The organism is Nocardia sp. NPDC051321 (assembly GCF_044455225.1).
In the GTDB taxonomy this organism is placed as follows: domain Bacteria; phylum Actinomycetota; class Actinomycetes; order Mycobacteriales; family Mycobacteriaceae; genus Nocardia.
In genome coordinates, this window is sequence record NZ_JBITEM010000014.1 from 143,315 (window position 1) to 164,465 (window position 21,151).

Consider the following 21,151-nt stretch of genomic DNA (forward strand, 5'->3'; position numbering starts at 1 on the left):
CGTGGGGTCACCAATCGCGCGCCGGCAGGGAATAATCGTTCCCGGCGCGCGTTTCGCGCGGTCGGGTCGCGATTCGCGGTACGGATCGCACGGGCTGTGTCCGGTGTGCGCCGGTGGGGTCGGTAACGATGGGCATACGCGCGTTCGATGATCATGGGGGCGGGGAGCATCGAGGCGGGTTTGCGGCGACAACAGGCAGGGTGAGGCTTCTCCATGGTTCGGTCGGTCGGGCAGCGGTATGACGACGCGCGCGCAGCGGTGTGCGCGTGACCGAGCGCAGCGAGGGAGCCATGTTACAGCCCGCCTGGGGCATGACGGAGCCGAGCGCCAGCGAGGTGGAGTCATGACCCGACCGGCACGCGTTCGGCCGACCCGAACCAGACGATCCAGAGTCACCACCCTGCCGCAACTGATGGCGACCGCCGTCGAGGCGAACCCGAGCGGCGTCGGCGTCGCGTTCGCCGACGCCACCGGCACCCTGGCGGAGCTGAGCTACGCCGAGCTCGATGACCGGTCGACCAGGCTGGCCCGACTACTCATCGGCCGCGGTGTCGGGCCGGAGGACCTGGTGGCCGTCGGCATCCCGCGGTCGATCGACTCCGTGGTCGCGGTCTGGGCGGTGGCCAAGGCCGGCGCCGGCTTCGTGCCGGTGGATCCGAACTATCCGGCCGACCGGGTTGAGCACATGGTCGTCGACTCCGGCGCGGTCTTCGGACTGACCGTCGCCGCGGTGCGTGACGAGCTGCCGGACCGGCTGGACTGGCTCCCGATCGACACCGCCGACTGCGCGCGGCTGCTCGAGGAGTTCCCCGCGGATCCGGTGACCTACATCGACCGGGTGCGGCCGCTGCGTGCCGAACATCCGGCTTATGTGATCTATACGTCGGGCTCGACCGGCAAGCCCAAGGGTGTCGTCATCACTCAGGCCGGACTGTCGAGCTTCTGCGACGAGCAGCGCGAGCGGTATCGGGTGACGAGTGATTCGCGGACTTTGCATTTCGCGTCGCCGTCCTTCGATGCCTCGGTGCTGGAGTTGCTGCTGGCGGTCGGCGGCGCGGCCACCATGGTGATCGTCGCGCCCACGGTGTTCGGTGGCGAGGAGCTTGCGGCGCTGATCCGCCGGGAAGGCGTGACGCACGCGTTCATCACGCCGGCCGCGCTGGCCTCGCTGGATCCGTTCGGGCTCGACGAGTTGCGCGTGGTGGTCGCGGGCGGCGAGGCCTGCCCGCCGGAGTTGGTGCGGCGCTGGGCCGCACCGGTTTCCGGTAAGCGGATCCGGGAGTTCTTCAACGGGTACGGGCCCACCGAGACCACGATCATGACGAATATCAGTGCGCCGCTTGCCCCGGACGCACCGGTGACCATCGGCGCGCCGATCCGCGCGATCACCGAATACGTGCTGGATGAGCAGTTGGTACCGGTGGCCGCTGGCGCCGCCGGTGAGCTGTACGTCACGGGCACGCAGTTGGCGAGGGGATACCACGATCGAGCGGGGCTGACGGCGGCGCGTTTCGTCGCGAATCCGTTCGACGCCAATGGTTCCCGGTTGTATCGGACCGGCGATCTGGTGCGCTGGACCGACTCCGGTGAACTGGAATACCTGGGCCGCAACGACTTCCAGGTGAAGATTCGCGGCTTCCGCATCGAGCTCGGTGAGATCGACGCGGTGCTCGCCGCGCACGAGACGGTCGACTTCGCGGTTACCGTCGGGCACGACCTCGACAGCGGTGCGACGATTCTCGTCTCCTATGTGCATTCCGCGCCCGGAATGGACGCCGACGCCGCCGAATTGGCCGCGGTCGCGGAGCGGAGCCTGCCCGCGCACATGGTGCCGACCGTGGTCATGGTGCTCGCCGCGATCCCGCTGACACCGGTCGGCAAGCTGGACCGGGCCGCGCTGCCCTCGCCGCGCCTGCAGACCAAGGTGTTTCGCGCGCCGGTCGGCCCGCTGGAGGAACTGGTCGCCGATGTGTTCGCCGAACTGCTCGGGCCTGGTGCCCCGGTGGGTGCCGACGACAACTTCTTCGAGCTCGGCGGCAATTCGCTCATCGCGACACAGGCCGCCGCCCGGCTCGGCGCGGCCCTTACCGCCCGGGTGCCTGCCCGGCTGATCTTCGAAACACCAACGGTCGCCGGGCTTGCCGAGCGGATGGAGTCGTTGAAGGGCGCAGGCGATCGGCGTGCGTTGGCGCCCACCGAGCGGCCCGAGCACATTCCGCTGTCGCTGGCGCAGCAGCGGATGTGGTTCCTGAACCAGTTCGACACGGCGTCGGCGGCGAACAACATCCCGTTCGCCATCCGGCTGTCCGGCTCGTTGGATGTGCCTGCGTTGCAGGCCGCGATCACCGATGTGATCGAGCGGCACGAAACGCTGCGCACCGTGTATCCGGCCATCGATGGCGTCGGCTATCAGGTCATCCTGCCTGCGGCGCAGGCCGTTCCGGACCTGGCGCCGAAGCCGCTGGCCGAGCACGACCTAGTTGACTGGTTGCGCGGGTTCGCGCTGACCGGCTTCGATGTCGCCGCCGAGGTGCCGCTGCGCATCGCACTGGCCGAGTTGTCGCCTAGCGAACACGTCGTCGTGGTGGTCGTGCACCACATCGCCGCCGACGGCGCCTCGGTCGCGCCGTTCCTGCGGGACCTGCTCGGCGCCTTCCTGTCCCGGCGCAACGGCGCGCCGCCCGCGGTGCCGCCGCTGCCGGTGCAGTACGCCGACTACACGCTGTGGCAGCGTGAGGTCCTCGGCGACGAGCACGACCCGGACTCGGTGGCCGCCGCGCAGATCGCGTACTGGCGCAATGCCTTGGCAGGCATCCCGGATCGGGTCGAACTGCCCGCGGACCGGCCGCGCCCGGCCGTCGCCACCGGCGGCGGTGCGGAGCACACCTTCGAGGTCACCGCCGAGGTGCATCGCGGACTCATCGAGCTCGCCCAGCGGGCCGGCGCTTCGGAATTCATGGTGGTGCACGCCGCGTTCGCGGCACTGCTCGCCAGACTCTCGGGCACCGATGACATCACCATCGGCACACCCGTGGCCGGTCGTGGTGAGCGGGAGCTCGACGGGCTCATCGGCATGTTCGTCAACACGTTGGTGTTGCGCACGCCGATCGATCCCGGTGCCTCGTTCCTGGAGCTGCTCGCCGCCACCAAAGAGACGGACCTGGCGGCCTTTTCGCATGCCGAGCTGCCGTTCGAGCGGTTGGTCGAGGTGCTCGACCCGGTGCGCTCGCAGGCGCATCACCCACTGTTCCAGGTGGCTCTGTTCTTCCAGAACATGAACAAGGCGCAGGTCGAGCTGCCCGGATTATCCGCGCAGGCCCTCGATTTCGACGGCGCGGTGGCCAAGTTCGATCTGCAGCTGACGGTGGTGCCCAAGGCGGAGCAGGGGTTCTCGGCGCAGTTCCTTTACGCCACGGACCTGTTCGACGAGGCGACGATCGCGGAGTTCGCGCAGCGCTTCGAGCGGTTGCTTACCGCAGTGGGTGCCGATCCGGAGCGCGCGGTCGGTGAGATCGATCTGCTCGCCCCTGCGGAGCTGGCACGGATTCTGGTCGGCTGGAACGAGACCCGGCACGCGGTAGCGCCCGAGCTGTTGCTCGACGGCTACCGGCGTGCGGCTGCCGCGCATTCGGAAGCCATCGCGCTAGTGCACGAGGGCACGACGCTTACCTATCGTGAGTTCGATCAGCGGGTTAATCAGCTTGCCCGGTTGTTGGTTTCGCAGGGCGTGGGTGCGGAGTCGTTGGTGGGTTTGGCGATTCGGCGTTCGCTGGATCTGGTTGTCGGTATGTATGCGATTGTGACGGCTGGTGGTGCGTATGTGCCGTTGGATCCGGATCATCCGGCTGAGCGGATCGCGCACATTCTCGATACCGCACAGCCGACCTGCGTGGTGACCACGTCGGCGGACGCGAGCGAGGTGCCGACCGGTACTGCGGTGCTGACCCTGGATACGGCCGATACCAACGCCTTTGACGGTTCCCCGGTCCGTCAGGAGGAATTGCTCCGGACGGTACTGCCGCAGCATCCCGCGTACGTCATCTTCACCTCGGGTTCGACCGGACGGCCAAAGGGCGTCGCGGTGTCGCACGCCGCGATCAACAATCAGCTCGAGTGGATGCTGGCGGAGTACCCACTCGGCACCGACGACGTCTACTTGCAGAAGACCGCGACCACCTTCGACGTATCGCTGTGGGGCTTCTTCCTGCCGCTGCGGGTCGGCGCGAAACTGGTCGTCGCCACCCACGACGGACACCGCGATCCCGTGTACGTCGCGGAAACCATTGCCGCACAGCGAGTCACGGTCACCGACTTCGTGCCGTCGATGCTGACCGTGTTCGCCGCGCACACCGCCGCGGACGCCTGCCCGACGCTGCGCGACGTCTTCGTGATCGGCGAGGCGTTGCCGCCGGAGACCGTCGGCGCGTTCCGTGCGGTGTCGGCCGCGCGGGTGCACAACCTCTACGGCCCGACCGAGGCCGCGGTGTCGGTGACCTACTGGCCCGCAGACGGCTCGGATACCCGTTCGGTGCCGATCGGCCTGCCGCAGTGGAACACCCAGGTCTACGTGCTCGACGCTCGGCTGCGCCCGGTGCCCGCCGGGGTGCCCGGTGAGCTGTACCTCGCCGGTGATCAGCTGGCGCGCGGCTACGTCCGGCGGCCGGATCTGACCTCCGATCGCTTTGTGGCCGACCCCTTCGGCTTCGGCGAGCGCATGTACCGCACCGGCGACCTGGTGGTGTGGCGCGATGCCACGGCAGGTCGCTCGCATCGGCTGGACTACCTGGGCCGCACCGACTTCCAGGTGAAGTTCCGCGGTCAGCGCATCGAACTCGGCGAGATCGAAACCGCGTTGCTCGCCCAGCCTTCGGTGAATCAAGCGGTGGCGCTGGTCAGCCAGTCGACGCTGGGCGATCAGCTGGTGGCCTACGTCGTTGCCGCGCAGGGACATTCCATCGAGCAGCCGGAATTGCTCGCGGCGATCGCGGAAACGCTGCCCGCATACATGATGCCGACCGCGCTCGTCGCACTGGACGCCTTCCCGCTGAACCCGAGCGGAAAGCTCGATCGCAAGGCGCTGCCCGAACCCACCTTCACCGCGCGCGAATTCCGCGCGCCCGCAACGCCGGTCGAGGAGATCGTCGCCGGGGTGTTCGGTGAGGTGCTCGGGCTCGATCGGGTCGGTGCCGACGACGATTTCTTCGCCCTCGGTGGCAACTCGCTGGTGGCTACCCGGCTGGTGGCGCGGCTCGGTGCCGCGGTCGACGCCAAAGTTCCGGTGCGCACGCTGTTCGAGACGCCGACGGTGCAGTCGCTGGCCGCCGCGATCGAATCCAGGACGCACGACCAGCGTGGCATTCCGCTCGGCAGCATCGACCGGCCCGAACAGCTGCCGTTGTCGCTGGCACAGCGGCGGATGTGGTTCCTGAACCGATTCGACCAAGCCGACGGTGATGACGCGGCGGTGGGCTCGGCCGCCTACAACTTGCCGTTCGCCCTGCGGCTCACCGGCGCGCTGGATGTCGCGGCGCTCGGCGCGGCCCTCGACGACGTGGTGAGCAGGCACGAGGTACTGCGCACCGTGTACCCGGAGAGCGCCGACGGTCCGGTGCAGGTGGTGCTGCCCGCGAGCCTGGTGACCCTGGATGCCACCGCGCATCCGGTCGCCGCGGCCGAGGTACCCGGCGAGGTATACACCTTGGCGTCGACTCCGTTCGACGTGACCGACGAGGTGCCGGTGCGCGTTCGACTGCTCGAAATCACCGACGGCACAGCGGGATCGGACTATGTGCTCGCGGTGGTGGTGCACCACATAGCGGCGGACGCCTCCTCGATGGGCCCGCTGGTGCGCGACGTGATGATCGCCTACGCCGCGCGGACCGCAGGCGAAGCGCCCGGCTGGAATCCGTTGCGGGTGCAATACGCCGACTATGCGCTGTGGCAGCGTGCGGTGCTCGGCGACGAGAACGACCCGGAATCGATTGCCGCGCAGCAGATCGGGTTCTGGCGCACGCAACTCGCGGGATTGCCGGACCTGCTGGAGTTGCCGACGGACCGGCCGCGCCCCGCGATCGCGTCGATGGCCGGTGCGCGAGTGGACGTGCGGATCGATGCGGCCACGCACGCCGGGCTCATGGAACTCGCTCGCGCACATGGCGCGACGTTGTTCATGGTGGTGCACACCGCGCTCGCGGTGCTGCTCGCCCGGCTGTCGGGTTCCGGCGACATCGCCATCGGCACCCCGGTGGCTGGTCGTGGCGAGCGCGAGCTCGACGACCTGATCGGCATGTTCGTCAACACGGTGATCTTCCGGGCGACCTTCGACGGCGGCGAAGCGTTCACCGATGTGCTTGCCCGGCAACGCGATACCGACCTACAGGCGTTCGCGCACGCGGATATTCCGTTCGAGCGGTTGGTGGAGGTGCTCAACCCGCCGCGTTCGACCGCGCACCATCCGTTGTTCCAGGTGGGCTTGTCGTTCCAGAACATCGCCCGCACCACGCTCGAGCTGCCCGGCCTCGCCGTGGCCGGCGTCGACGCGGATCTCGATGTGTCGCAATTCGATCTGCACCTCATCGTGGCGGACAGCTATGACGAGTCGGGCACGCCGACCGGCATCGGCGGATTCTTCACCTACGCCACCGACCTCTTCGACGCCGCGACGGTGCAGAGCTTCGCCGACCGGCTGTCGCGAATCCTGGCCTCCGTCGTCGCCGATGCCGCGACCCCGGTCGGCGATATCGACCTGCTCGCGGCCGACGAACGCGACGCGGTGCTGGCCCGGTGGAACGACACCGCGCACCCGATAGACGCCGCCGCGACGCTGCCGTGGTTCCTGCGGCGGGCGGTAATGGCCGCGGCACCCGAGGCCGTCGCCGTGGTGGCCGACCTGCCCAACGGTGCCCGCCGCGAGCTGAACTACGTCGAGCTCGACACCCAGGTGAATCGTCTTGCCCGATACCTGATCTCGATCGGCGTCGGACCGGAATCGCGAGTGGCACTTGCCTTCCGCCGTTCGGTGGACCTGGTCGTCGCGATGTACGCGGTGGCCAAGGCCGGTGGCGCGTATGTGCCGGTCGACCCGGACCAAGCCGCCGAGCGCACCGAGTACATCCTCCGGGCCGCGGCACCGGTGTGCGTGCTGACCAACGCGGACGCGGACTTCGACACCGAGGCGGCGCCCCTGGTGCCCATCGACGAGCTCGTGCTCGGTTCCTTCGCGAGCACGCCGCTCGCGGACACCGAGCGCGTCGCGCCGTTGCGGCCAGAGAACACCGCGTACGTGATCTTCACGTCGGGCTCGACCGGCCGCCCGAAGGGTGTCGCCGTCTCGCACGCCGCCATCGCGAACCAGTTGCAGTGGAAGGCAGCCGAATTCGGGCTGTCCGACGACGACGCCGTGCTGCTCAAGACCGCGGCGACCTTCGACCTCTCGGTATGGGAGTTCTGGTCGGCGGTGGTCTGCGCGGGCAAGCTGGTGATCGCCGCGCCGGACGGGCACCGTGATCCGGCCTACCTCAACGACCTGATCGTCAGGGAAGCGGTGACGACGCTGCACGTCGTCCCGTCCATGCTGGACGCGCTGCTGGTGCACACCGGCACCGAGGCCACGCCGGAACCGTCCCTGCTGCGGCGCGTGCTCGCCATCGGTGAGGCGCTACCCGCCGCGCTGGCCCAGCGGTTCGTGACGGCGCACCCAGACGTGTTGCTGGACAACCTGTACGGCCCGACCGAGGCCGCGGTGTCGATCACGTCTCATCGGGTGACCGCCGCCGACCAGAGCTCCGTGCCGATCGGCGCACCTGAGTGGAACAGTCAGGCCTACGTGCTCGACGGTCGGCTCCGCCCGGTGCCGATCGGCATCTCCGGCGAGTTGTATCTGGCGGGCGATCAACTGGCACGCGGTTACTTCGGTCGCGCGGATCTGACCGCGGATCGGTTCGTGGCCAACCCGTTCCAACCCGGCACGCGAATGTACCGGACCGGTGACTTGGTGGCGTGGAACACCTCCGGTGAGCTGGAGTACCAGGGCCGCACCGACTTCCAGGTAAAGATCCGTGGTTTCCGGATCGAGCTGGGTGAGATCGAGGCGGCGCTGCTCGCGCTGCCGGAGGTCGCGCAGTCCGCGGTGGTCGCCAAGTCCGATCCGAAGACCGGTGATCGCCTGGTGGCCTATCTGGTCGCCGCCGAACCCGGCGCTCCGGCGGGGCCTGCCTCGTCGTTCGCTGTTCAAGCCGCTGCCTTCGCCGCGCAAGCCGCCGCCGAGGCGGGGCTGCCCGACGATGCCGCCGGTCTCGATGTGGCACAGGTGAAGTCGGCGCTGAGCGCGGCACTGCCGTCGTACATGGTGCCGTCGGCGTTCGTGGTGCTGGACGCCTTGCCGCTCACCGTGCACGGCAAGTTGGACCGGAAGGCATTGCCGGAGCCCGAGTTCGAGGCACTGGCATTCCGCGCGCCGTCGACGCCTATCGAAGAGATCGTGGCGTCGGTCTTCGCCGAGGTGCTCGGTGCCGAGCGCGTCGGCGCCGACGATGACTTCTTCGCCCTCGGTGGCAACTCGCTGCTGGCGACCCAGGTCGCCGCGCGGATCGGTGCCGCACTCGATTCGCGGGTCCCCGTGCGCGCTCTCTTCGAGGCGTCCACCGTCGCCGGACTCGCGGTCAAGGTCGAGCACACCACCAGCGAGCACACCCGCAACCCGCTCGTCGCTCAGCCACGCCCCGACCACATTCCGCTGTCCTCCGCCCAGCAGCGCATGTGGTTCCTCAACCAGTTCGACACCACCGCAGCCGTTTACAACATCCCGGCCGCCATCCGGCTGTCCGGCGATCTGGATGTCGACGCGTTGCAGCAGGCCGTCGCCGATCTCGTCGCGCGCCACGAAATCATGCGCACCGTTTACCCGGAGACCGGGGCGGGGCCGGAGCAGCGCATTGTTGCGCCGCACGAGGTTTCGGTGGATCTGGCGCCCGCGCAGATCGGCGAGGAACGCGTCGCGCACGAGGTGCAGCGCATCGTCTCCGCCGGTTTCGACGTCACCATGGAGGTGCCGTTCCGCGCCAGGCTGTTCCAGCTCGCCGGCAGCGAATACGTGCTGGTGTTCGTCGCGCATCACATCAGCGCCGACGGCTGGTCGATGGGCCCGCTCACCCGAGACCTGATGCTGGCCTACGCCGCTCGCAGCGGCGGCGAGGCGCCGTCCTGGGCTCCGCTGCCCATCCAGTACGCCGACTACGCGCTGTGGCAGCGCAGCGTGCTCGGCAGCGACGACGATCCAGAGTCGCTGGCGGGCGCGCAACTGGCCTACTGGACAACCGAACTTGCCGATCTGCCGGACGAACTGAACCTGCCGACCGACCGGCCCCGTCCGGTGGCGCAGAGTTTCGCCGGTGGCAAAACGGATTTCGTCGTCGACGCCGACGTGCATGCCGCGCTGGTCGGGTTGGCAAAGCAGCACAACGCCACCCTGTTCATGGTCGTGCACACCGCGCTCGCGGTGTTCCTCGCCCGCATGTCCGGCATCGAGGACGTCGCCATCGGCACCCCGATCGCGGGCCGCGGCGAGGCCGAACTCGACGATCTGATCGGCATGTTCGTCAACACGCTGGTCTTGCGCACCAGGGTCGCGGCCGACCTGGGCTTCACCGAGTTGCTCGCCGCCAACCGGGAGACCGATCTGCGGGCCTTCGCGAACGCGGACACCCCGTTCGAACGGCTGGTCGAGGTGCTCGATCCGGCGCGTTCCGCGGGCAGACATCCGCTGTTCCAGGTGGCGCTGTCCTTCGAAAACCTTGCCGCCACCAGCTTCGAACTGCCCGGCCTGAACTTCGCCGCGCTCGACCCGGCGGCCGACACCGCCAAGTTCGATCTGCTGCTGACAATGCGCGAGCAGCGGACCGAGGCGGGTGCCGAGGCCGGCCTCGCCGCCGAATTCACTTATGCCCGTGACCTGTTCGACGAGCAGACGGTCACCGAGTTCGGCCGCCGCTTCCGCGACATCCTGGCCGCCGTCGCCAAGGACCCCGGCATCGCGGTCGGCGACCTGGAGATCCTGGACGAATCCGAGCGCGCCGACCTGGTCTCCCGCGCGGGTGCCGAGGCCGCCGCGCCGCGCAGCCTGCCGGAACTGATGGCCTCCGCGGTTACCAGGAACCCCACCGGCGCCGCCCTCGTCGTGGCGGGGCGTTCCTTCAGCTACGTCGAACTCGACGCCGCCTCTTCGCAATTGGCGCGCACGCTGATCGATCGCGGTGCGGGTCCTGATGTCCTGATCGCGCTGGCGATCCGGCGCTCGGTCGAGTCCATGCTCGCGCTCTGGGCGATCGCCAAGACCGGTGCGGCGATCGTGCCGATCGACCCGACCTACCCGGCCGACCGCATCGCGCACATGGTGGCCGATTCCGGTGCGGCACTTGGCGTGACACTCACCGCCGAGCTCGGCGGCCTGCCCACGATGGCGGGTGGCCGTCCCTGGTTCGTGCTCGACGACCGCGACTTCACCTTCGACGTCGCGTCCCGGTCGGACCGGCCGATCAGCCTCACCGAACGCCACGGGCCGATCCGGAGCACCAACGCCGCGTACGTCATCTACACGTCGGGCTCCACCGGGTTGCCCAAGGGCGTCGTTGTCACGCACGCGGGCCTGGCCAACTTCAGTGCCGAGCAGGTCGAGCGGTACGAGCTCGACCAGTCAACGCGCGCACTGGCTTTCGCGTCCCCCTCGTTCGACGCCTCGATGCTGGAGTTGCTGCTCGCGCTCGGCTCGGCGGGCGCGCTGGTGGTCGCGCCGCCGCAGACCTTCGGCGGCGACGAACTTGCCGAACTGATCCGGGCCGAAGGGGTGACGCACGCCTTCCTCACCCCGTCCGTGCTCGCCTCGCTCGACCAGGACGCCCTGTCCGGCATGCGGGCCATCGTGGCAGGCGGCGAAGCGGTGCCCGCCGACCTCGTCGCCAAGTGGGCCGGCGCCGAGAACCGGCGCTTCCACAACGGTTACGGCCCCACCGAGACCACGATCATGACCAACATCAGCGACCCGCTGCGGCCGGGCGAGCCGGTCACCATCGGCGGCCCGATCCGCGGCATGCGTTCGCTGGTGCTCGACCGCAGGCTGCGGCCGGTGCCCGAAGGTGTTGCGGGCGAGCTGTATCTGGGCGGCATCCAGCTGGCCCGCGGCTACCACGCCAGGGCGGGGCTCACCGCGGCTCGGTTCGTCGCCGACCCGTACGGCCGGCCCGGCGAGCGGCTCTACCGCACCGGCGACGTAGTGCGTTGGTTGCCGGCATCGCGAAGCGATTCGATGAGGGGCGGTGGTCGGGTGGCGGGTGGGCCCCGCGGTGGCAGTGAGCCGGTGGTGGAGTATGTGGGCCGCAACGACTTCCAGGTGAAGGTGCGCGGTTTCCGGATCGAGCTCGGCGAGATCGACGCGGCACTGACCGCGCAGCCCGGAGTCGAGTTCGCGGCCACCCTCGGCCGCGAATCCGGCGCGGGCGCAACGATGCTGGTCTCCTATGTGCTGCCCGCCAAGGGCGCGACACTCGACGTCGCGACGCTGACCGAACAGCTGGGCACCACGTTGCCGGAGTACATGGTGCCGACGGCCATCGTGGTGCTGGACGAGATCCCGCTGACGCCGGTCGGCAAGCTGGATCGGCGCGCACTGCCCGAACCGGCCATCGAGACCACTGCCTACCGCGCGCCGCAGACCAAGGCGGAATTGACCATCGCCGAGGTCATCGGCGAGGTGCTCGGCATCGAACGGGTCGGGCTCGACGACGACTTCTTCGCCCTCGGCGGCGACAGCATCGTCTCCATCCAGGTGGTGTCGCGGTCCCGTGGTCGCGGCGTGACCTTCACGCCGCGTGACGTTTTCGAGTCGCGCACCGTCGCAGTGCTGGCAAAGGCCGCCGTGGTCGAGGACGGGCCGGGTGACGAGTCCGGTGACCTGCCGTTGACGCCGCACGCGGCGCGGCTGCTCGAAACCGGGGTCGAGGTCCGGGCCATCGCGCTGGACGTGCCGGACAGCTGCGCCGTCGAGGCGGTGCACACCGCGGTCGGCAAGGTGCTCGAGCAGCATCCGATGCTATGGGTGCGGCTCGACCGCGAGGGTGACACTCCGGTGCTGCGGATCCCGCCTGCCGACGAACGCACCGGCGAGGCGTTCCGCCAGCTCGACGCGCAGGGCGGTGAAACCACCCTGCCCATCGACGATGTGGTGCAGGCGGCCGCCGCTGCCCTCGATCCCGAGCAGGGACGCAACATCCACTTCGTGCTGACCGGCGGGCCGGAGGGCCGGTCGACGCTGATCGTCGTCGCCAATGGCCTTGTCGTGGACGACATCTCGTGGCGAACCATGGTCGATCAGCTGACCGCGGCGTGGAGCCGCGGCCGGCACGCCGCCCCCGCCGCGCCGGAATCCGGCCTCGGCGTGCTCATCCGCGCGCTCTCGGCCAAGGCCCACGATCTGCGGACCGTCGGCGAGTTGGGCTGGTGGGAACGAATTTTGGCGACCGTCCCGGATAGCACCGTCCCCGACGGTCGCGATCTGCGGGCGCGCAGCCGGGTCTCGCTGGCCATCACCGCGGAAGGCGCCGCCGCGGTCGCGGCTGCCGCGGCGGCCTATCACGCCACCGTGGATGACGTCCTGCTCACCGCGGTCGCGCTGGCACTGCAGACATCAGCGGGCGAACCCGTCACGCGCGCCCTCGGTTCGGTGATCCGGCTCTGCGCCGACGAGCGGTCCGCGACCGGCGCCGACGAGAACATGGTCGGCGGTTTCACCACGGAGTTCCCGCTTCCGCTGCGGCTCACCAGGATCGACGCCGACGACGCACTGGTCGGCGGTCCGGCCGCCGGTGCCGCGCTCGCGCAGATCAAGGAGCTGCGCCGCTCGGTGCCCTCGCACGGCGTCGGCTACGGCCTGCTGCGTTACCTCAACGCGGACACCGCCGCCGAACTGAGCGAGCTCGGCCGTGGCCGATTCGCGTTGCGCTATCGGGATCTTCGCCCGGCCCGGGTGCACACCGACACCATGGCCGAGGACCTGCTGCTCGACCTCACCGTCGACGCCGCCGACGACGGCCTGGTCGCCCGGTTCGACTACGCCGCCGCCGTATTCGCCGGTGAAGCGGTGAAAAACTTTGCCGAGCACTGGATCTACGCGCTCGGCGGGCTGGCCGAACACGGCCTGCGCACGGACGGGGTCACCTTCACGCCGTCGGACTTCACGCTCGTTCGGCTGAAGCAGCCCGATATCGACCGCCTCACCACCACCTACCCGAACCTCACCGATGTGTGGCCGGTGACGCCGCTGCAGTCCGGCATGCTGTTCCACGCGCTGCTCGCCGAGTCGTCGGTGGACGTCTACACCACCCAGTTCGTCCTCGACCTCGGCGGCGACGTGCACCCAGGGCGGATGCACGCGGCCGCGCAGGCGGTGCTGGATCGGCACGACAACCTGCGCGTCTCCTTCGCCGAAGACGCCGCGGGCAATCCGCTGCAGATCGTGCAGGACTCGGTCGAAGTGCCTTGGCGGATCATCGATCTCGGCCAGCTCGCGCCCGAGGCCGCGGCCGAGGAACTGGCCGACATCAAGGCGGCCGACCTCGCCGATCACTTCGACATGCGGACCGCTCCGCTGCTGCGCTTCGCGCTGATCCGCTCGTCCGCCGACGCCTTCCACCTGCTGGTGACCAGCCATCACATCCTGATCGACGGCTGGTCGATGCCGCTGCTGATGAAGGACCTGCTGACGCTGTACGCGCTCGGCGGCAATTCCCGGCATCTGCCCAAGGTGCCGTCCTATCGCGGTTACCTGGCCTGGCTGGTCGCGCAGAAGGCCGACTCGGCACGCGAAGCCTGGCGCACCGCGCTCACCGGTATCACCGAGCCGACGCCGCTGGCACCGGTCGATCCGGGCCGCGAAATCTCGGCCGGGGTCGGCGAAGTCGGCTTCGAGCTGGCGCAGTCCGACACCACCGCGCTCACCCGGCTCGCCTCGGGCCTCGGCGTCACGGTGAACACGGTGGTGCAGGCGGCCTGGGGTCTGCTTATCGGCCGCAGTGTCGATCGCGACGACGTGGTGTTCGGCGCCACCGTGTCCGGCAGGCCGCCGCAGCTGGACGGCGTCGAGAGCATGGTCGGGCTGTTCCTAAACGCGATCCCGGTGCGGGTGCGGCTCGGCGCCACCGACACGCTCGGTGGGCTGCTGCGCCAGCTGCAGGGTGAGCAGGCCGGGTTGCTGGACCACCACTACCTCGGGCTGAGCGATATTCAGGAAACCATCGGCGTGGAAGGGCTTTTCGACTCCCTCGTGGTGTTCGAATCGTTCCCCGTCGACCGGGACGGCCTGGACAAGGCCAGCGACATCGACGGCCTGAGCGTCACCGGCGTCGGCGCGGTCAACGGCACCCACTATCCGCTCACCATCATGGTGGTGCTGGACAGTCAGCTGCGGGTGTCGGTGAAGTACCTGCGCGACCTCTTCGACGAGGCGGCGGCACAGGCACTCGCGCAACGGCTTTCGGCGTTGATCCGTCGCTTCGTGACCAACCCGCAGGCCCGCATCGCCGATATCGATGTGCTGCTCGACAGCGAACGCGCCCAGCTGGCCGCCCGCAACGCCACCACGGTGCCGGACCTGCTGGACGACGCGACGCTGCTGACGTTGTTCGACGCGCAGGTGGCGCGCACGCCGGATGCGCCCGCGGTGCGCTACGGCGATGTCACGCTCAGCTACGCCGACCTCGACCTGCGTTCGCGGGCACTGGCCGGGGAAATCGCCCGGTGGGGCATCGGCGCGGAATCGCGGGTGGGCGTGGCCATGCGGCGCGGTATCGACCTGGTCGTCACCATCTACGGGGTGCTGCGGGCCGGCGCGGGCTACCTGCCGATCGACCCGGATCACCCGGCCGAACGCAACGAGTACGTGCTGGCCAGTGCGAACCCGGCCTGCGTGCTGACCACCAGCGCCGACGCTTTCGTGACCGACACCGATATCGCGGTCGTCGCGGTGGACACGCTCTACCTGCCGCTGGAGTCGGTCGCGTTCACCGACACCGACGTGCACCCGGACAACGTCGCCTATGTCATCTACACCTCCGGTTCCACCGGCCGTCCCAAGGGCGTGGTGATCACCCACCGGCAGATGGTCAACCAGTTCCGCTGGGCGCAATGGACTTATCCGCACGATGTCAGTGACGTTGTGCTGCACAAGACGCCGATCACCTTCGACATCTCCACCTGGGAGTTGTTCTGGCCGTTGCAGACCGGCGCCTCGATCGTCGTCGCCGAACCCGACGGTCATCGCGATCCGGCCTACCTGGCCAAGACGATTGCCGAAAATGCGGTCAGCACGGTGCATTTCGTGCCCTCGATGCTGGACGCCTTCTTGGGCCCGGAATTGGCGGAGTTCCCGAGCCTGCGTCGCGTGTTCGTGGCGGGCGAGGCGCTCACCGCGGAGACCGTGGCATCGTTCGCCGCCGCCCTACCGCACACCGGTCTGATCAACTGGTACGGGCCCGCGGAGGCGACGGTGGTCACCGACTACCCGGTGGAAGACGTTGCCGCGGTGCGGGTTCCGATCGGCACGCCGGTCGCCAACACTCAGGTGCACGTGCTCGACCGGCAGCTGTGCCCGGTGCCGCCGGGCGCGGCGGGCGAGCTTTACGTCGCGGGCGTCCAGCTGGCTCGTGGCTACCTCGGTGCCCCGGCCCTCACCGCGGAGCGTTTCGTCGCGCAGGAGGGCGGTGCGCGCCTCTATCGCACCGGTGACATCGTCCGCTGGCGCGGCGGCGCACTGGAGTACTTGGGCCGCAGCGACTTCCAGGTGAAGTTGCGCGGCCAGCGAGTCGAGCTCGGTGAGATCGAGACCGTGCTGCTCGCCATCGATTCGGTGCGGCACGCCGCCGTCTCCCTGGTCAGCGGCACCGCGGGCGACCGGCTCGTCGCCTACCTGGTCGCCATGCCGGGGGAGACCATCGACCAAACCGCGGCGCTGCTGCACGCACGTGCGTCGTTGCCCTCCTACATGGTGCCGTCGGCGTTCCTGGTCCTGGACGCGTTGCCGCTCAACGCAAGCGGCAAACTCGACCGTAAAGCGCTCCCGGTCCCGGAGCTGGCCGCGCGCCCGTATCGGCCGCCGACCACCCCGTTGGAGCGGACCATCGTCGAGGTCTTCGCCGAGATCCTGGCCGTCGACCGGGTCGGCCTCGACGACGACTTCTTCGATCTGGGTGGCAATTCGCTGGTCGCGACCCGCGCGGTCAGCCGGTTGCGCACGCTCACCGGTGCCGAGGTGCGAGTGCAGTGGTTCTTCACCGACTCCACCCCGGGTGCGCTGGCCACCCGCATCCTGGCCGCGCTGGCCGGTGACCACGACTACGACCTCGATTCGAATGCCGCGCTCGGCGTGCTGCTGCCCATCCGCACCAGGGTGCCGCACGACATGGCCGCCGCCGAGCCGCTGTTCTGCATCCACCCGATGTACGGATTGTCTTGGTGCTACGCCGGTTTGGCTCGTTACGTGCCTGCGAGCAGGCCGATCTTCGGGCTGCAGTCGCCCGCGCTGACGGAGGACGGCTACCTGCCCGCATCGCTGGCCGAGATGGCCGCCCGATATGTGGCGGAGATCCGTGCCGTGCAAGCGCACGGCCCGTACCGGCTGCTCGGCTGGTCGCTCGGCGGCGTGCTCGCGCACGCCATCGCGACCGAATTGCAGGCCGCGGGGGAGCAGGTCGCGCTGCTCGCCATGCTGGACAGTCATCCCGACATCGACGTCACCGACTTCCGTGCGGCGATCCGCGAGGCACTCAGCGAGCTCGGTATCGGCGCGGCACTTGCGGCAGGCCCGGCGAGCGTAACCACGGCGGAACCCGCGAGTGCCGTCATGGACGCAGTCGCGTTGCTGCCCAGCGACGGCGACATTCACGACCTCAGCGACGAGGCGCTCGCCGCGCTGCACGCCACCATCCCGCCGGACATGGCCGTGCTCACCCCGGAACGGGTGCGCCGGATCTACCGCAGCGCGGTGCGTTCGGCCGAGCTCATCGCCGAACATCGCCCAGAGGTGTTCCACGGCAGGCTCGATTACTACAGCGCGGCAGGCCACGACACCGCGGCAGCCGGCTGGCAACCATTCGTCGACGGTCGTGTCGAAGATCACCCGATCGGCGTCGCGCACGATCAGATGACCACGCCGGAGGCGCTGGCCGAGATCGGTCCGAGCCTGTCCGATCTGCTCGATCCGCGGGCGCACTAGGTACGGCCGAAGGTGGGTCGGGCGCGCGAAGATCGGGGTTGCTCAGGCATGATGGGGCAACCCGGCGGTAACGATCACCTCTTTTGCCACGACCACATACCCCGTATGGTCTGCCGTGGTGTGTTCAGCGCAGCCACCGCAGCACGGCACGTGCGGCCTCGCGCATACGCGGCTCGCAAGCGCTCTAAGGGGAATGCAGATGGAATCTAGAGACGAAGCGAAGGTGCGAAATTGATACGTCGACAGACCCGGCGCAGCGGCCTGCGCGCCGCCGCGGCGATCGCGGCAACTGCGGTCCTTGCGGGAGTGATGACCGGCCTCGGCATGACCCCAGCCTCGGCCGCTGATCCGATCATCGATGGCAAGAGTCTGCTCGCCAACCCGACCGCACCCGACGGCTCGAAGATCACCAAGGCCGAATACAAGGATGCGCGCAACATTCGGCTGTACGTGTACTCCGCGGCGATGGACCAGAAGGTCATCATCGACGTGCAGCGCCCGGCCGACGCCTCGGTGCCGCGCCCGGCCCTGTACCTGCTCAACGGTGCGGGCGGCGGTCAGGACGACGCGTCCTGGCAGGCGAAGACCGACGCGCTGCAGTTCCTTTCGGACAAGAACGTCAACGTGATCCAGCCGATCGGTGGCAAGTGGAGCTACTACACCGACTGGATCAAGGACGACCCGACGCTCGGCCGCAACAAGTGGAAGACCTTCTTCACCGAGGAGCTGCCGCCGTTGGTCGACGGCGCGCTCGGCACCAACGGCGTGAACGCGATCTCGGGTCTGTCCACCTCGGGCACCACCGTGCTCGCGCTGCCGATCGCCAAGCCCGGCCTCTACAAGGCGGCCGCGGCCTACAGTGGCTGCGCCCAGACCAGTGACCCGGTCGGCTCGGAGTTCGTCAAGCTCACCGTCGAGACCTGGGGCGGTGGCAACACCGAAAACATGTGGGGCCCGCAGGGTTCGCCGGAGTGGGCGGCCAACGATCCGTACGTGCACGCCGAGGGCCTGCGCGGACTGGACCTCTACATCTCGACCGGCAACGGTCTGCCCGGCCAGTACGACACCCTCGACGGCAAGTACGCGCTCCCCGGCGCGTACGGTCTGGCCAACCAGATCATCATCGGCGGCGTGATCGAGGCAGGCACCAACTACTGCACCAACAACCTCCGGGGGAAGCTGGACTCGCTTGGCATCCCGGCGACCTACAACTTCCGCAACTCCGGCACCCACTCGTGGGGCTACTGGCGCGACGAGTTCCAGCTGTCGTGGCCGGTCCTGGCCCACGGCTTGGGCATCTGAACCGACCCGCTAGATACCGACCGACCGCCTGGTTATACCTTTGGGTATGACCAGGCGGTCGGCTTTTACGGGTACAACTAACCAAAAAGTTCGGGAACCCGTAAAATCTTGTTCTGTGAGCACTACCTTGGCTGAGTCCGCTAGATCTGCGTCCCAGCGGGCCCGTGCGGCCAGCCTGCTACTCGGCCCTGCCTTCGTGGCTGCGATCGCGTACGTCGATCCCGGCAATGTGGCGTCCAACATCAGCGCGGGTGCGAAGTTCGGGTACCTGCTCGTCTGGGTCATCGTGATGGCCAACGTGATGGCGGGACTCGTCCAATACCTTTCGGCCAAGCTGGGATTGGTGACCGGCATGTCGCTGCCGGAGGCGGTGCGGGAGCGGTCCGGCCGGTCGACCCGGCTGGCCTACTGGGGGCAGGCCGAGACCGTCGCGATGGCCACCGACCTGGCCGAGGTGGTCGGCGGCGCGATCGCGCTCAACCTGTTGTTCCAACTGCCGCTGCTGGTCTGCGGCGTGATCACCGGCGTGGTGTCGATGGGTTTGCTGCTGGTGCAGGACCGGCGCGGGCAGCGGCCGTTCGAGCGGGTGATCACCGGTTTGCTCGCGGTGATCGCGATCGGCTTCCTCGCCAGCCTGTTCATCTCGCCGCCCTCGGTCGGCGGCACCCTCGGCGGACTGCTGCCCCGATTCCAAGGCGCCGAGAGCGTGCTGCTCGCCGCCGCCATGATCGGCGCGACGGTCATGCCACACGCGGTGTACCTGCACTCCGGCCTGGCCAGGGACCGGCACGGCCATCCGGCACCCGGACCGCTGCGGGCCCGGCTGCTGAAGATCACCAAAATCGACGTCGTGCTCGCGATGGTGCTGGCGGGCACGGTAAACCTGGCGATGCTGCTGATGGCGGCAAACACGTTGCGCGACCGCGAGATCGAGACCCTACAAGACGCGCACACCGCCGTCGGCGACGCCCTCGGCCCAGTCGCCGCACTGCTGCTAGCCATCGGCCTACTAGCCTCCGGCCTCGCCTCGACCTCCGTCGGCGCCTACGCAGGCGCGATGATCATGCAAGGCCTACTACGCCGCCACATCCCACTACTCGTGCGCCGAGTAATCACCCTGATCCCCGCCCTGGCCATCCTCGCCGCAGGCATAGATCCCACCCGCGCCCTGATCATCTCCCAGGTAGTGCTGTCCTTCGGCATCCCTTTCGCCCTGATCCCCCTGGTGCGTTTCACAAGCGACCGATCCCTGATGGGCGCCAACGTCAACCACCGAAACACCACCGCCCTGGCCTGGCTGATAGCCGCCATAATCTCAGTACTCAACATCGTCCTGATCTACCTGACAATCACCGGCGCTTAAAGCAACAGCATCACTCACCCTCGACAGCCACCACCCCCAACCGGTACCGCACATCGAGGTGAGTCAAATGGTTGCTGTTGAAGATCTTTTAGCGACCATATGACTCACCTCGATGGCGGGCTGCGGGTTGGGCTCAGACCCAGTTCTCGATCCAGTACTTCCAGATGAGTGGGGCGTAGGCGGCTAGGGGTGGGACCTTGATGTCGGTGCCTGCCAGGGCGGCGGTGGTGTTGCGGCAGTCGAACCAGCAGGTGAACTCGCTGTGCTCCAGGACATCTCGGGGGACGCCGACGCGGGGGAGGAGCCAGCTGGCGCCGGGGACCTGTAACACCATGTCGAGAGCGCGCTTCGGCATCACCTCGACCAGGTGTGGCGCGCCGGCCTCGTCGGCGAACAGGTTCAATGCTTCGGCCACGCTCTGTCTGCGCGGGTCGACCAGATGGTAGGTGGTGGCGTTCGAGCCTGGTTGGTGCGCAAGATGATCCAGTGCGCGGGCCACGAAATCGACTGGGACCATGTTGGTTTCGCCGAGCTTCGGCACCAGTACCGGCAGGATTCTCGGCAGCTGCGCGCCCATCCGCAGCAACCGGAAGAAGTAGTACGGGCCGTCGATTCGATCGATCTCGCCGGTTCTGGAATGGCCGATCACGATCGACGGGCGGTAGACGCGCCAGGGCAGCGCGGCATCGCGAACGATCCGCTCGGCCTCGAACTTGGCCCGCTGCGTCGGTGTGGCCAGCACCTGGCCCTCGTCGAACATGTCCTCGGTGAACAGGCCCTCCGCCGAACCGGCTACCTCGACCGTCGAGACATGATGCAGCAGACCGGCTTTCAGGCTCTCGGCGACGTCGACCACATGCTTGGTGCCGTCACTGCGTTCGGCGAGGTCATAGCTGGATGCCAGATGAAAGACATGATCGATGGAGCCGCGAAACTCGGCCAGCCACGCCGGATCGATACCCAGACCGGGCGCACCCAGATCGCCGTGCACCGGACGCACCCGATCCGCACCACCCCACTCGCGGGCACAGCAGGTGAACCGGTCGGCTGAATCGGCGCCCGGCCGCACCAGCACATGGATGATCCCCTCGCGTTTCAGCAGCTCGGGGATGAGGAACCGACCGATGAACCCAGTTGCCCCGGTAACCAGGTAGCCCATAGCCGAGGAGCTTAGCGCCGGCCCGCCTCTCCGAGTCTTCAGGCCAGATTCGTGCGCGTCGAGTGTCGCG

The 21,151-nt window shown here is 68.6% G+C and carries 4 protein-coding genes; 3 read left to right on the plus strand and 1 reads right to left on the minus strand.

The annotated features are described in order from the left end of the window. The first annotated feature begins 343 nt into the window (after window positions 1-343). From ACIA8C_RS31765 to ACIA8C_RS31775, 3 genes are all read left to right on the plus strand, one after another. On the plus strand, window positions 344-17,257 hold the full coding sequence (locus tag ACIA8C_RS31765; RefSeq protein ID WP_397141079.1) for an amino acid adenylation domain-containing protein: 16,914 nt from the start codon (window positions 344-346) through the stop codon (window positions 17,255-17,257). Between the two features lie 309 nt (window positions 17,258-17,566). After that, window positions 17,567-18,559 (plus strand): alpha/beta hydrolase, encoded by a 993-nt coding sequence (locus ACIA8C_RS31770; RefSeq protein ID WP_397141262.1) that lies wholly within the window; start codon window positions 17,567-17,569, stop codon window positions 18,557-18,559. 127 nt (window positions 18,560-18,686) lie between these two features. Next, a complete protein-coding gene (locus ACIA8C_RS31775) occupies window positions 18,687-19,922 on the plus strand; it encodes an Nramp family divalent metal transporter (RefSeq protein ID WP_397141264.1) in 1,236 nt (411 codons plus the stop codon). A 133-nt stretch (window positions 19,923-20,055) separates the two neighbouring features. On the opposite strand, the gene ACIA8C_RS31780 is transcribed toward ACIA8C_RS31775, so the two are convergent. Beyond that, complete coding sequence (locus ACIA8C_RS31780; protein ID WP_397141081.1) at window positions 20,056-21,081, minus strand: SDR family oxidoreductase; 1,026 nt, start codon at window positions 21,079-21,081, stop codon at window positions 20,056-20,058. Window positions 21,082-21,151: the final 70 nt, after the last annotated feature.

Coding starts and splice junctions, on each gene's coding strand:
- ACIA8C_RS31765 (WP_397141079.1), top strand. CDS start 344: ATGACCCGACCGGCACGCGTTCGGCCGACCCGAACCAGACGATCCAGA.
- ACIA8C_RS31770 (WP_397141262.1), top strand. CDS start 17,567: ATGACCGGCCTCGGCATGACCCCAGCCTCGGCCGCTGATCCGATCATC.
- ACIA8C_RS31780 (WP_397141081.1), bottom strand. CDS start 21,081: ATGGGCTACCTGGTTACCGGGGCAACTGGGTTCATCGGTCGGTTCCTC.